The sequence below is a fragment of the Microbispora hainanensis genome, from assembly GCF_006874475.1.
GTDB classification, from domain to species: Bacteria; Actinomycetota; Actinomycetes; order Streptosporangiales; family Streptosporangiaceae; genus Microbispora; species Microbispora hainanensis.
In genome coordinates, this window is sequence record NZ_VIRM01000066.1 from 1 (window position 1) to 12,173 (window position 12,173).

At 71.5% G+C, this 12,173-nt stretch carries 10 protein-coding genes and 1 pseudogene; 4 read left to right on the plus strand and 7 right to left on the minus strand.

Annotated elements, in window-relative coordinates; all coding sequences use genetic code 11:
* Window positions 1-396: pseudogene (locus FLX08_RS35370) on the minus strand (trypsin-like serine peptidase); the annotation flags it as partial.
* Between the two features lie 310 nt (window positions 397-706).
* Window positions 707-1,054 (minus strand): SbtR family transcriptional regulator, encoded by a 348-nt coding sequence (locus tag FLX08_RS35375; protein ID WP_142624623.1) that lies wholly within the window; start codon window positions 1,052-1,054, stop codon window positions 707-709.
* Here FLX08_RS35375 and FLX08_RS35380 point away from each other — a divergent pair.
* Window positions 1,034-1,720 (plus strand): TIGR03086 family metal-binding protein, encoded by a 687-nt coding sequence (locus tag FLX08_RS35380; RefSeq protein WP_244313124.1) that lies wholly within the window; start codon window positions 1,034-1,036, stop codon window positions 1,718-1,720. The two genes, FLX08_RS35375 and FLX08_RS35380, sit on opposite strands and share 21 nt — an antisense overlap.
* Window positions 1,721-1,768: 48 nt before the next feature.
* Here the strand turns inward: FLX08_RS35380 and FLX08_RS35385 are convergent, their stop codons facing one another.
* Window positions 1,769-2,473 (minus strand): hypothetical protein, encoded by a 705-nt coding sequence (locus FLX08_RS35385; RefSeq protein WP_142624624.1) that lies wholly within the window; start codon window positions 2,471-2,473, stop codon window positions 1,769-1,771.
* 189 nt (window positions 2,474-2,662) lie between these two features.
* On the opposite strand from FLX08_RS35385, the gene FLX08_RS35390 reads away from it, so the two are divergent.
* Together FLX08_RS35390 and FLX08_RS35395 are read left to right on the plus strand one after the other, a co-directional pair.
* A complete protein-coding gene (locus FLX08_RS35390; protein ID WP_142624625.1) occupies window positions 2,663-4,657 on the plus strand; it encodes a GAF domain-containing sensor histidine kinase in 1,995 nt (664 codons plus the stop codon).
* Window positions 4,658-4,659: 2 nt separating this feature from the next.
* Window positions 4,660-5,352, plus strand: coding sequence for a response regulator (locus FLX08_RS35395; RefSeq protein ID WP_208761870.1), 693 nt, complete (start codon window positions 4,660-4,662; stop codon window positions 5,350-5,352).
* A gap of 102 nt (window positions 5,353-5,454) precedes the next feature.
* Here the strand turns inward: FLX08_RS35395 and rsmA are convergent, their stop codons facing one another.
* From rsmA to FLX08_RS35415, 4 genes are all read right to left on the minus strand, one after another.
* Window positions 5,455-6,309: a 16S rRNA (adenine(1518)-N(6)/adenine(1519)-N(6))-dimethyltransferase RsmA gene (rsmA, locus tag FLX08_RS35400; RefSeq protein ID WP_142624626.1), complete on the minus strand. Its 855-nt coding sequence runs from the start codon at window positions 6,307-6,309 to the stop codon at window positions 5,455-5,457.
* A 19-nt stretch (window positions 6,310-6,328) separates the two neighbouring features.
* A complete protein-coding gene (locus tag FLX08_RS35405; protein ID WP_142624627.1) occupies window positions 6,329-7,186 on the minus strand; it encodes a TatD family hydrolase in 858 nt (285 codons plus the stop codon).
* 2 nt (window positions 7,187-7,188) lie between these two features.
* The gene (gene metG, locus FLX08_RS35410; protein WP_142624628.1) at window positions 7,189-8,775 is read right to left on the minus strand and encodes a methionine--tRNA ligase; all 1,587 of its coding nucleotides are present in this window, start codon (window positions 8,773-8,775) and stop codon (window positions 7,189-7,191) included.
* Between the two features lie 85 nt (window positions 8,776-8,860).
* Complete coding sequence (locus FLX08_RS35415; protein ID WP_208761871.1) at window positions 8,861-10,120, minus strand: glycosyltransferase; 1,260 nt, start codon at window positions 10,118-10,120, stop codon at window positions 8,861-8,863.
* A 413-nt stretch (window positions 10,121-10,533) separates the two neighbouring features.
* Between FLX08_RS35415 and FLX08_RS35420 the strand changes: the two genes are divergently transcribed.
* Window positions 10,534-12,102, plus strand: a complete 1,569-nt coding sequence (locus tag FLX08_RS35420) for a hypothetical protein (RefSeq protein ID WP_244313125.1) — start codon at window positions 10,534-10,536, stop codon at window positions 12,100-12,102.
* The last annotated feature ends 71 nt before the right edge of the window (window positions 12,103-12,173 follow it).

Consider the following 12,173-nt stretch of genomic DNA (forward strand, 5'->3'; position numbering starts at 1 on the left):
CTGGCTCTGCACGGCGGTCGCCGAGCACCAGTGCGGCTTCTTGTCCGCGCCGATGAAGAACACCTTGCCGGTGGTCTTCGGCAGGTTCACGTTCTTCGACGTGCCGGAGGTGGCCTTCTTGTCACCGCTGGAGCCGACCACGCCGGCCTTGGTGTCGGCAGAGGCGCCGCCGGTCGAGACGTGCTTGGTGGGGACCGTGGTCTCCACCGCGTACGGCGTCGCGTTGACCAGGTTGGCCTTGTTCTGGCCGTACCAGAACGCGGCGACCTGCTGGGCCGCGAAGTTCGTGCTGGCCAGGGTGTCGTGCGGAACGGAGTCCGCGTGGGCGGGGGCGGCGACGGCCGCAGAGGCCAGCAGGCCGACCGCGATACCGCCGAGGGTGAGGGTGCGCTTCAACTTACTACTCCCTGGTCTGATCGTCGGGCGCCATTGCGCCCCATCCGTCAGTAAAGGACGGCTAAAAGCTATCTGAGGATTTGCTGTCAGTGACCGCCCTAGTGGTTTTCGGTCTGAGCGACCCGTCAAGATCGCGACCGTCGGCGGCGCCCGCACCCTCTCCGCGGCCGTCGTGTTTTCGCTGATCACACGGGCCGCCGTCGCCGACTTGTCACGAAACGTCACTGATCGACACAAGTGCTCTCTGTGACGTAAATCACACTCCTCCGATGGAACGGATCACCCGTCGATCACGTCAAACTCGGTCCGATCAACGGGGGCGCGGCCACCGCCAGTTCAGCTCGCCCGGCTCCGGAGCCGGGCCGGGGAGAGTGCCTTCACCGGTCCCCTCTTCGCCGGCTCTCGTGATACCGGCGAGCACCATCGCCAGGAAGCGCCGCCGCAGCTCGCGCGTACGCTCCGGGTCGGGCACCCGTACGGCGGCGCACCCCTCCAGCACGAGGCCGAAGTCGTCGGCGACCAGGTCGCGGCGCAGCCGTCCGGCCGCGTGGGCGCGCTCGACCAGCCGGCCCATCAGCTCCGCGGCCCGCCGCGCGTCCCGCCCCATCTCCTTGGTCGGCGTGAAGGTGCCCGCGAGGTGGACCGTGAGCGAGTGCACGTCGGCGTCGACGATCCGTTCGAGGAAGACGACGAGCGCCTTCCAGGCGTCCGGCTCGTGGCACCCATGAACGAGACCACGACGGCGAGCTGGCGGACCCTGCTGACCCAGGCGCACGACGCGTTGCGCGCCGCCGTCGCGGGCGTCGACGGCGAGGCGTGGCACGCCCCGACCCCGTGCGAGAAGTGGTCGGTCACCCAGGTGCTGCAGCACGCGACCGGAGACCAGATCGCCTTCACCGCCGCGATCACCGGCGGACCGTGGCCCTCCGAAGACCCGTTCTCGCCCTCCGGCCGCATCGAGGGCGACCCCGGGGCCTACCTGGCCGCGGCGCTCGACGACTCGGCCCGCGCCTGGGCGACGGTGGACGACGACGCCGAGCAGGTGGCGGTGCCGCTCCCCCAGGGCCCCATGCCGGCGTGGCTCGCGGCCGGCGCGTGCGCGCTCGACGCGGCGGTGCACGCCTGGGACATCGCCGTGGCCACCGGGCGGCCCTCGCCGCTCACCCCGGAGATGGCCGTGCCCCTCATGGAGGTCGCCACCCGGATCGTCGAACCCCTCCGGGCCTACGGCGCCTACGCCGCGGCCCTCGACGCAGGCGACGACGCCGACGCGGTGGCCGCGCTTCTCGCCTATCTCGGCCGCCGGCCGGTCCGCGCGTCCTGATCCGGCGGCACAAGGCCCGGGCCCGTACGGCGGGCCCGGGCGTGGACCTCATCGCCGCAGGCGAGCCCAGCGCAGGCCGAAGACGATCGCGGCGAGCAGCGGCCAAAGCATCCATCCGTAGAGACCGGCGAGCCACGCCGTGTCGAAGACCGCCGACGGCACGACCACACCGACGACGCTGACCAGGCCCGTCACGGCGAGCACGACGCCGAGCCAGCACAGCCAGCGCGTGACGATCCCGCCCCGCAGCGCCGCGACCGAGAACGCCCCCATCAGCAGCGACTGGACCACCACGGCGACCTCTCCGAGCATCTGGCCGAACCAGGACAAGGAGTGCCACGCCAGCACCGTGGCGTCGCCGGTCGCGGGCAGGTCCGGCAGCACCCAGAGCAGGGTGACCCCCGTGACGACGGCGTTGACGCCGGTGAGCAGGCCGCCGCTCAACAGGACCACCCCGGCCAGCGGCGAGCCGGGGGCGGACGCCCGGGCCAGCCGGGCCAGCGCGGCCGTCAGCACGATCAGCGCGACGACGGCCAGCACCCCCGCGAAGGCGTTGATCCGCAAAGTCGTCATCGATTCGGCCGCCCACGCGCGTACGGCCACCGCATCCGCCGTGCCGGCCTGCGGGGACTCGGGCGCCCAGGTGCCGAACATCACCACGAAGAGGGCGAGCGCGGCGATCGCCGCGGTGCCGAGCGCCGGCCGTACGACGGCGGGCGCGTCCTCGGCCGTTCCTGCGTTGACGGTGGACATCTTTCCTCCAGATGACGGGAACTCGCACCGAACGCACCCGACCTTCGGCCCCCCGCCGCCCCGGCGGCCACCGGCGGACGTCCTCCCCGATCCCGTGGTCACGCCCGTACGGAGGCGGGACGGACGTCCCGGGACGGCAGGACGCGCGCGGCGTTATGGTGTGCCGGTCGCGAACGCTGGGAGAAGAACGTGGTAACCCGTCTGTCGCGCCTCACGGCCGGAGGCCTGCTCGGCGCGTCGGTCGTCCTGTTCGCCGCGACGGCCTGGGGCGCGGCGTTCGTCACCGGGGTGACCGCTCCGGCCGCCTCCGACATCGTGTGGTTCGCCGGGTTCCTCGCCTTTCCGCTGGTCGGCGCGCTCATCGCCTGGCACCGTCCGGACAACCCCGTCGGCTGGTTCTTCCTCGCCGTGGGAGTGCTGCAGTTCGGCGCGGCCGTCGTGGACGGGCTCGCCCAGCACGCCGTCGCGACGGACCCGGCCTCCGCGCTGGGTCCGCTGCTGGTGCTGGTGCAGAACGCGCTGTTCGCCGTGGCCTGGGTGACCGCCACCACGTATCCCCTGCTGCTCTATCCCGACGGGCGTCCGCCGACGCCCCGGTGGCGGTGGGCGCTGCACGCCACGACGGCCGCGCTGGTGGTCCTCGTCTCCTCGATCGCCGTCACCCCGGGGCGGATCAGCGAGGACGACCCCGCCGTGAACCCCCTCGGCGTACCGCTGCTGGGCCCGGTCGCGCCCGCGGTCACGACCGGCATGCTCGTCGTCCTCCTCGGGCTGACCCTGACCGCGACGGCGTCGATCATCGTGCGCTGGAGCCGGGCCGACGGCGCGGGCCGCGAACGCCTGGCGTGGCTGGCGCTGGCCGCCGTCGTGGTCATCGCGGGCATCGTGGCGCAGCCGCTGACGGACGCGTGGACGCCCGGCTGGTTCGGCGCGGTCCTGGAGAGCCTCACGGTGGCGGCGATGCCCGTCGCGACCGGGGTCGCGATCCTGCGCACCGATCTGTTCGACATCGCGGCCGTGCTCGACCGCGCCATCGTCTACACCGCTCTCACCGCGATCGTGGTCGTCACCTACCTGGCCTGCCTCGCCGCGACGTCCACGATCCTCGCCCCCGACCCGAGCCGCAGCTCCGCGCTCCTGGCGACGGCCGTCGTCGCGGTCTCGCTGAGCCCGGTGAAAGACCGGCTGCTGCGCGGGGTCGACCGGCTGCTGTTCGGCGACCGCGGTCATCCGTACGCGGTGCTGACCGGGCTGGCGGAACGGCTGTCCCGGATCGACGTGCTGGAGGAGCTGCTGCGCACGGTCACCGAGACGCTCACCACCATGCTGCGCCTGCCGCAGGCGCGGGTCGTGCCCGATCGTGACGTCCCCGCCCCGCCCGGCATGCTCGCCTTTCCCCTGGTCGCCCATGGCCGGCAGGAGGGAACGCTGCTGGTCGGCCACCGCTCCGGGCAGAGCAGGTTCGACACCCGGGAGCAGGAGCTGCTCGCCGACCTCGCCGGCCAGATCGCCGTCGCGATCAGGGCGGCGCGCCTGTCGGAGGACCTGCGCGAGTCGCGGGAACGCATCGTCCGGGCACGCGAGGAGGAGCGGCTGCGCGTCCGCAGAGATCTGCACGACGGCCTGGGGCCGCTGCTGGCCGCGGCCAGCCTGCAGATCGACGTGCTCGCCGACCGGGTGGAGGACGCCGGCACCGCCCACCTGGTCGCGAAGATCAAGGCGTTGATCAGCCGGTCCGTGACCGACGTACGGCAGGTCGTGCACGGGCTGCGCCCGCCCGCCCTCGACGATCTGGGTCTCGCGGGTGTCGTGCGGGAGCACTCGGCGGCGCTGCGTGCGGCGGGTCTGCACGTGCGGGTGCACTGTCCCGACGACCTGGCCGTCCCCAGCGCCGCCGTAGAGGTCGCGGCCTACCGGATCGTGACCGAGGCCATGACCAACGTCGTACGGCACGCCGGGGCCGCGAGCTGCACCGTCACTCTCGTGCCGGAGGACCCGTGGCTGCGGGTCGAGGTGGCGGACGACGGGGTCGGGGTCGCGTCGCCGCACCGCGACGGCGTCGGCCTGGCCTCGATGCGCGAACGCGCCGACGAGCTCGGGGGCACGCTCACGGTCACGCCCGGTCCTGGGGGTGGGACACTCGTGACCGCTCTGCTCCCCCTGCACGGCTCTGGGAGGATCTGACCATGACCGTGCCGGTACGAGTCCTGCTCGTCGACGACCATCCGATCTTCCTCGACGGCCTGCGGACGGCGCTCACCGGGCTGCCCGAGATCGACGTCGTGGACTGCGCCGGTGACGGGCTCGCGGCGCTCGCGGCCGTCGCCCGGTCACGGCCCGACGTGGTGCTGATGGACCTGACGATGCCCGGCATGAACGGCGTCGAGGCCACCCGCCGGATCACCGCGCGCGACGACGGCCCGGCCGTGCTCGTGCTGACCATGCACGCCGACGACGACTCCGTCTACGCCGCCATCCGGGCCGGCGCCTCCGGATACCTGCTCAAGGGCTCCGACCGGGCCGACGTGGTGCGTGCCGTACTGGCGGTCGCGGCGGGCGAGGCGGTCTTCGGCCCGGAGATCGCCCAGCGGGTGCTGCGGTCGTTCGCGGAGGGCCCGCGCGGCGCCTCCCCGCGGCCGTTCCCCGAACTGACCTCGCGTGAGCTGGAGATCCTCGACCTCGTGGCGACCGGGCTCGGGAACCAGGCCATCGCCCGCAGGCTCTCCATCAGCCCGAAAACCGTGCGCAACAGCGTTTCGACCATCCTCGGCAAGCTGCACGCCGCCGACCGGGGAGAGGCCGTCGCCCGGGCGCGGGCCCATGGTCTCGGACAGGCGACACCAGGGACGGCCGCCCACGTCCCCCGCCGAACTCTCTAAGAGATCTCGCAGCTTGGGAAACTCGTGAGGCTGGGCAAACCGCGCGGCCGAAGGCTCCGCACGCTCCGGGTGGCGCGGCCCGCTCTTGGGCAGCCGTACGGCCTAGGCGAGCGCGGCGGCCCGCTGCTCGGCGATGCGGGCGAAGTCCTCGATCCCCAGTTGCTCCCCGCGGGCCGAGGGGTCGATCCCGGCCCCGAGCAGGGCCTTCTCGGCGGCGGCCGCCGTGCCCGCCCAGGACGCGAGCGCGGCCCGCAGCGTCTTGCGGCGCTGCGCGAACGCCGCGTCGACGGCGGCGAACACCTCCTGGCGCGTCGCCGTCGTCACCGGCGGCTCCCGCCGTACGAGCGAGACCAGGCCGGAGTCGACGTTCGGCGCGGGCCAGAAGACGTTGCGCCCGACCGGGCCGGCCCGGCGCACCTCCGCATACCAGGCGGCCTTCACCGAGGGAACGCCGTAGATGCGCGACCCCGGCGTCGCGGCGAGCCGGTCGGCGACCTCCGACTGCACCATCACCAGCCCGCGCCGCAGCGACGGCAGCACCTCCAGCAGGTGCAGCACGACCGGCACGGACACGTTGTAGGGCAGGTTCGCGACCAGCGCGGTCGGCTCGGTGCCGAGCTCGGCCGGGCCGACCTTGAGGGCGTCGGCGTGCACCACGGTCAGCCGGCCGGCCACCTCGGGGGCCCGCTCGGCGACCGTCAGCGGCAACTGCTCCGCCAGCACCGGGTCGATCTCCACGGCGACGACCTCGGCGACCTCCGGGAGCAGGGCGAGGGTGAGCGAGCCGAGGCCCGGCCCGACCTCGATCGCCACGTCGTCCGGCTCGACCCCGGCGAGCCGGACGATCCGGCGGACGGTGCCGCCGTCGATCACGAAGTTCTGCCCCAGCTTCTTCGTCGGCCGGATGTTCAGCTTCTCCGCGAGTGCACGCACTTCGACCGGCCCGAGCAGACTCATGCCTCCAGTGTCCCCCGCGCTACCAGGCGCCGAAGACGGTCTCGCCGTTGGCCGTGATCCGGGCGGCGAGGTCGGCGAGGTCCATGCCCTTGACCTCGGCGAGGCAGCGGAGCGTCAGCGGGATCAGATAGGGCGCGTTGGGCTTGCCCCGGTGCGGCGTCGGCGGCAGGTAGGGCGCGTCGGTCTCGACCAGCATCAGCTCGGGCGGCGCCACCGCCGCCGCCTCACGCAGATAAGCGGCGTTCTTGTACGTCACCGGCCCGGAGAACGACATGAAGTAACCGGCGTCCACACACCGCTTGGCCATCTCGGCGTCGCCCGAGAAGCTGTGGAAGACGACCACGTCGGGGGCGCCCTGGTCGGCGAGCACGGCGAGCACGTCGTCGTGCGCGTCACGGTCGTGGATCACCAGGGCCCTGCCGGTCCGCTTGGCGATCTCGATGTGCGCGCGGAAGCTCGCGTGCTGGTCGTCCTTCGACGCCCAGTCGCGGAAGTAGTCGAGGCCGGTCTCCCCCACCGCCCGCACGTCCGGCCGCCGCGCGAGGTCCTCGATCTCGGCGAGGACCTCGGGCGTGGCGGCGTGCGCCTCGTTGGGGTGGATGGCCACGGCCGCGTAGACGTCCCGGTGCCGACCGGCCACCTCGGCGTTCCACCGCGAGGACGGCAGGTCGTATCCGACCGTCACCAGACGCGTCACGCCGACCGACTTCGCCTCGGCGAGGATCGACTCGACGCTCGCCCCGGCGGCCTGGGCCGCCAGCGCGACCGGATCGCCCGAGGACGCCTGCCGGTTGCCGACCATGATGTCCAGGTGGCAGTGGCTGTCGAAGACCTCACCCGGCAGCGCCTCGGGCGGCGCAGGACGCTCACGCGACATGGTCAGGCGTTCTCCAGCCTCGGGAAGAGGATCTCGCCCTTGACGACCTGCGCCCCGGCGGGCAGCCTGCCCCAGGTGGCGACGTCGGCGATCCGCTGGTCGGCGAGCGCGCCGAGATACGGCTCCGCCCCGAGGGACGCCCACAGCTTCTCGCTGGTGGCGGGCATGACCGGGTGGAGCAGCACCGCGATCGCACGCAGCGACTCGGCCGCCGTGTAGAGGATCGTGGCGAGCCGCGCCTGCCCCTCGGGCGAGTCGTCCTTGGCGACCTTCCACGGCGCCTGGTCACTCAAGTAGCCGTTGACCTGCTTGACGAAGTCGAAGATCGCGCCGATGCCGCCCGCGAAGTCGAGGTTGTCGCCGATCGCGGTGTCCGCCTGGGCCACCGCCGCGGCCAGGCCGTCCGCGATCGCCTGCTCGGCCGGGCCCGCGTCCTTCGCCTCCGGCAGCACTCCGTCGAAGTACTTGCCGATCATGGCCGCGACCCGCGACGCCAGATTGCCGAAGTCGTTGGCGAGCTCGGAGGTGTAGCGCGCGGAGAAGTCCTCCCAGGAGAACGAGCCGTCCTGGCCGAACGGGATCGCCCGCAGGAAGTAGTAGCGGTAGGCGTCCACGCCGAAGTGGCTCGTCAGGTCGCGGGGCGAGATGCCGGTGAGGTTGGACTTGCTCATCTTCTCGCCGCCGACCAGGAGCCAGCCGTTGGCGAAGATCTTGCGCGGCAGCGGCAGGTCGTTGGCCATCAGCATGGCCGGCCAGATCGCCGCGTGGAACCGGAGGATGTCCTTGCCGACCAGATGGACGTTCGCCGGCCAGGTGTCGTCGAACTTCGCCTGGTCGGAGCCGTAGCCGACGGCCGTGGCGTAGTTGAGCAGCGCGTCGATCCACACGTAGATGACGTGCTTGGGGTCCCAGGGAATCGGGACGCCCCAGTCGAAGGTCGAGCGCGAGATCGACAGGTCCTGCAGGCCCTGCTTCACCAGCTGCACGATCTCGTTGCGCGCGGAGGCCGGCTGGATGAAGTCGGGGTTCTGCTCGTAGTGCTCCAGGAGGCGCTGGCCGTACGCGGAGAGCCGGAAGAAGTAGTTCTCCTCCTTCAGCCACTCGACCGGGCGCTTGTGGATCGGGCACAGGTCGCCCTCAAGCAGGTCGCCGGGCGACTTGTACTCCTCGCACCCGACGCAGTAGGGGCCCTCGTATTCGCCCTTGTAGATCTCGCCCTTGTCGTACAGGTCCTGCACGAACTCCTGCACGCGGTCGGTGTGGCGCCGCTCGGTGGTGCGGATGAAGTCGTCGTTGGCGATCTGGAGGTGCTCCCAGAGCGGCTTCCAGGCGTCCTCGACGAGCTTGTCGCACCACTCCTGCGGCGAGACGCCGTTCGCCTCGGCCGTGCGCATGATCTTCTGACCGTGCTCGTCCGTGCCCGTGAGGTACCACACCTTCTCGCCGCGCTGGCGGTGCCAGCGGGTGAGCACGTCGCCCGCGACGGTCGTGTAGGCGTGGCCCAGGTGCGGGGCGTCGTTGACGTAGTAGATCGGCGTCGTCACGTAGAACGCCGACTCCCCGGATGCAGTCGTTCCTGTAGCCGCCATGTGCGAATCCTATCGGCCCCGGGGAGATGACTCCCCGGGTTGGAACGCCGCGCGCCACGCCCCAACGTGGGGCAAGCGCCGCGCGTCAGGCCACGGACTCGCGGTCGGCCACGGACTCGCGGTCGGCCACGGACTCGGCCTCGCGGCTGACGGCCTCGGCGGCCTCCTCGGCGGCGGACGCCGCGATGTCGACCGGGTTCTCCCGCGTACGGCGGATGCCGAGGATGCTGATGAACAGCGACGCGAAGATCGTCTGGAAGCTCATGATGAACGCGGTCGCCGACGGCACGACGAGGCGCAGCGACTCGGCCGGGATCAGCTCGCCGAAGCCCTTGCCGCCCCAGTGGGCGAGCGAGGCCACCAGGCCCGCGAGACCGGCCACGGCCAGGGCGCCACCCGCGAGCAGGCCCTTCTCCAGCGTGACGACGTCGACCAGTCTGCGGATGCGCCGGTCTTCGGGCAGGAAGCCCTCCTCGGCCGCGTACACCTTGGTGAACAGCGCGAACAGGACGGCCTGGAAGCCGATGACCACCATCGCGGACGCGCCGACCAGCGTGTCGACGTCGAAGGCCAGCTTGCCGATGTAGACCGGGCCGAACGACAGCACGGCCCCGGCGACCAGGCCGAGGCTCATCAGCACCAGGCCCGGGATGAAGAACAGCCAGCGCGGGCTGTACAGCATCAGGAAGCGCAGGTGGCGCCAGCCGTCCCGCCAGGAGCGCAGGTGCGGCGGGCGGGAGCGGCCGTCGGGCGACAGGGTGGTGGGCACCTCGCGGACGTCGAGCCCCTGCAGCGTGGCCTTCACCACCATCTCGGACGCGAACTCCATGCCACCGGTCTGGAGCCCCAGCCGCAGGATCGAGTCGCGGCGGAAGCCGCGCAGCCCGCAGTGGAAGTCGCCGATCTCGCTGGGGAAGAACAGCCGGCCGATGAACGACAGGACCGGGTTGCCCAGGTAGCGGTGGAGCGGGGGCATGGCCCCCGGTGCGATGCCGCCGCGGAACCGGTTGCCCATGACCAGCTCGGCGCCGTCCCGGAGCTGCTCGACGAAGGGCATCAGGCTCGTGAAGTCGTAGGAGTCGTCGGCGTCGCCCATGATGACGTACTTGCCACGGGCGGCGCGGATGCCGCCGATCAGGGCGTTGCCGTAACCCTTCTCGTCAATATGGACAACCCGGGCGCCCGCGTCGCGGGCCAGCTGTTGGGAGCCGTCGGTGCTGCCGTTGTCGGCGATGACCACCTCACCGTCGATTCCGTTTTCGCGCATGCAGGTGAGAGCCTTGCGAACACAGATCTCAACGGTCTCGGCCTCATTGAGGCATGGCATGACAACGGTAAGTTCCACGTCGCAACTCCTCGCATATGACGGCAGGACACCAATGATGCCCGCTTCCCCGTAGCGCCCGAGTCAAGTCCGTGAAACGGCTGGCATTCTGTAACCGTGACTCCACCCACCGCTGGGGCGGCGGGCTCCCCGCGTCGCCGGCCAAGCGGCGTCGCAGAGGACGAGCCCGGCCCGGAGAATTCTCGGCGCGCCGGCCACGTCGGCGTGCAGGGTATGCCTGCAGGTGACGGGCCGGAACTCCGCCCGGGTGGCGGGGTTCTCGGTGGCACGGTTCTCCCGCGCCGCACGGCCGCGGGCGTCCTATGGAAGGCACCGGCGACATTCGAGGGGAGGAAGCGCGGACTCATCCGCCGGTTGGAGCAGGCGGTCGAATCCGCGCGACTTTGATGGTCGCGATCGCGGATCCTCCGTCGATGGACGTCTCCCCGGCCGGGGGCTGGGGCCGTCCGCTCGCCCTGCTGCGCCGGCACCGGGTCTTCGCGGTCACGCTCGGCGTCGCCTTCGTGCTGCGGATCATCACGATGCTCGGCTTCGGCCCGGCCATGTGGTTCAACGACTCCTACGACTACGTGTCGGTGGCGCTGCGCCCGCGTCCGCACCCGATCCGCCCGGACGGATACAGCTTCTGGCTGCTGCTGCTCAAGCCGTTCCACAGTTTCTCGCTCGTGGTGTTGACCCAGCACCTCATGGGGCTGGCGGCGGCGTTCCTTATCTATGCGCTGCTGACCAGAAAATTTGGGATGCCAGGTTGGGGGGCGACGCTGGCCGCCGTCCCCGTGATGTTCGACGCCTACCAGATCCAGCTCGAACAGCTGATCATGTCGGACACCATGTTCATCCTGCTCGTCGTGGGCGTGGTGACGCTCGTGCTGTGGCGGGAGCGGATGACCTGGCGCAGCGGCGCCGTGGTCGGGCTGCTGCTCGCGCTGACGGCGCTGACCCGGAGCATCGGCCTGCCCATCCTCGCCCTGGTCGTGGGCTACCTGGTGATCAAGCGGGCGGGCTGGAAACCGATCGTCGCCATGGTCACCGCGTGCGCGCTGCCCGTGGTGGGCTACATGGGCTGGTTCAAGGCGGTGAACGGCCAGTTCGCGATGACCAACAGCGACGGGGTCATCCTCTACATGAGGACGTCGTTGTTCGCCGACTGCCACAAGATGGACATCGACGAGCGCCGCGAGCTGGAGCTGGCCCTGCTGTGCATCAACATCCCGCCCAAGGACCGCGGGCTGTCCGCCCAGGCGTACCTGTGGTGGGACGACCAGAACCAGCTCCACGTCTTCGGCTCGGGCATGAAGTTCACCCCGGAGATCAACGCGAACGCGAGCGCCTTCGCGAAGAAGGCGATCCTGTCCCAGCCGGGCGACTATCTGGCCGCTGTCGCCAAGGACTTCTTCCGCGCCTTCCAGTGGGGCCGTCCGCGGTTCCCCGACGCCAAGACGTTCCTGCAGTACGAGTTCGACAACGAGTACACCCGCAAGCTGCCCAAGTGGAGCTCCTATCACAGCACCACGGACAAGGACGCCGAGGCGTACGAGAACGGTCCGGCCGCGACGCACGTGGTCTCGCCGTGGTCGGACATCATGATCGGCTACCAGAAGGTCGTACGGCTGCCGGGCCTCGTGCTGGGCCTGGTGCTGCTCTTCGGCCTGTACGGCCTGGCGCGGCGCTGGCGCGACCTCGGCGGGCCCGAGCTGCTGCCCTGGCTGGGAGCGGTGGGGCTGATCCTGGCCCCTGCGGCGACGGCCGAGTTCGACTACCGCTATCTGCTGCCCGCCGTGCCGCTCGCCTGCCTCGCCGCCGGCATCACCGCCGCCGGCCTGCTGGGCCGCTCCACGCCGGGGCCGTCGCCCCTGCGCCCCTGGTCACTGCGGCCGCTGCCACTGCGCTCGTCGTCGCCGCGCTCGTGGTCACTGCGCCCCTGGTCGCTGCGCCCGTCGTCACTGCGCCCGTCCTCGCGGCGCGGCTCCTCACTCCGCTGACCCGCCTCCGGCGCCCGGCCCCTGTGTGGGGGCGGGCGCTGTACGGGGGCGGGCGCTTTCCGGGGTCAGGT

Bases quoted from the DNA above. Each gene is read 5' to 3' on its own strand.
- FLX08_RS35385 (WP_142624624.1), bottom strand. From the start codon at position 2,473: ATGTCCACCGTCAACGCAGGAACGGCCGAGGACGCGCCCGCCGTCGTA.
- FLX08_RS35395 (WP_208761870.1), top strand. From the start codon at position 4,660: ATGACCGTGCCGGTACGAGTCCTGCTCGTCGACGACCATCCGATCTTC.
- rsmA (WP_142624626.1), bottom strand. From the start codon at position 6,309: ATGAGTCTGCTCGGGCCGGTCGAAGTGCGTGCACTCGCGGAGAAGCTG.
- FLX08_RS35405 (WP_142624627.1), bottom strand. From the start codon at position 7,186: ATGTCGCGTGAGCGTCCTGCGCCGCCCGAGGCGCTGCCGGGTGAGGTC.
- metG (WP_142624628.1), bottom strand. From the start codon at position 8,775: ATGGCGGCTACAGGAACGACTGCATCCGGGGAGTCGGCGTTCTACGTG.
- FLX08_RS35420 (WP_244313125.1), top strand. From the start codon at position 10,534: ATGGACGTCTCCCCGGCCGGGGGCTGGGGCCGTCCGCTCGCCCTGCTG.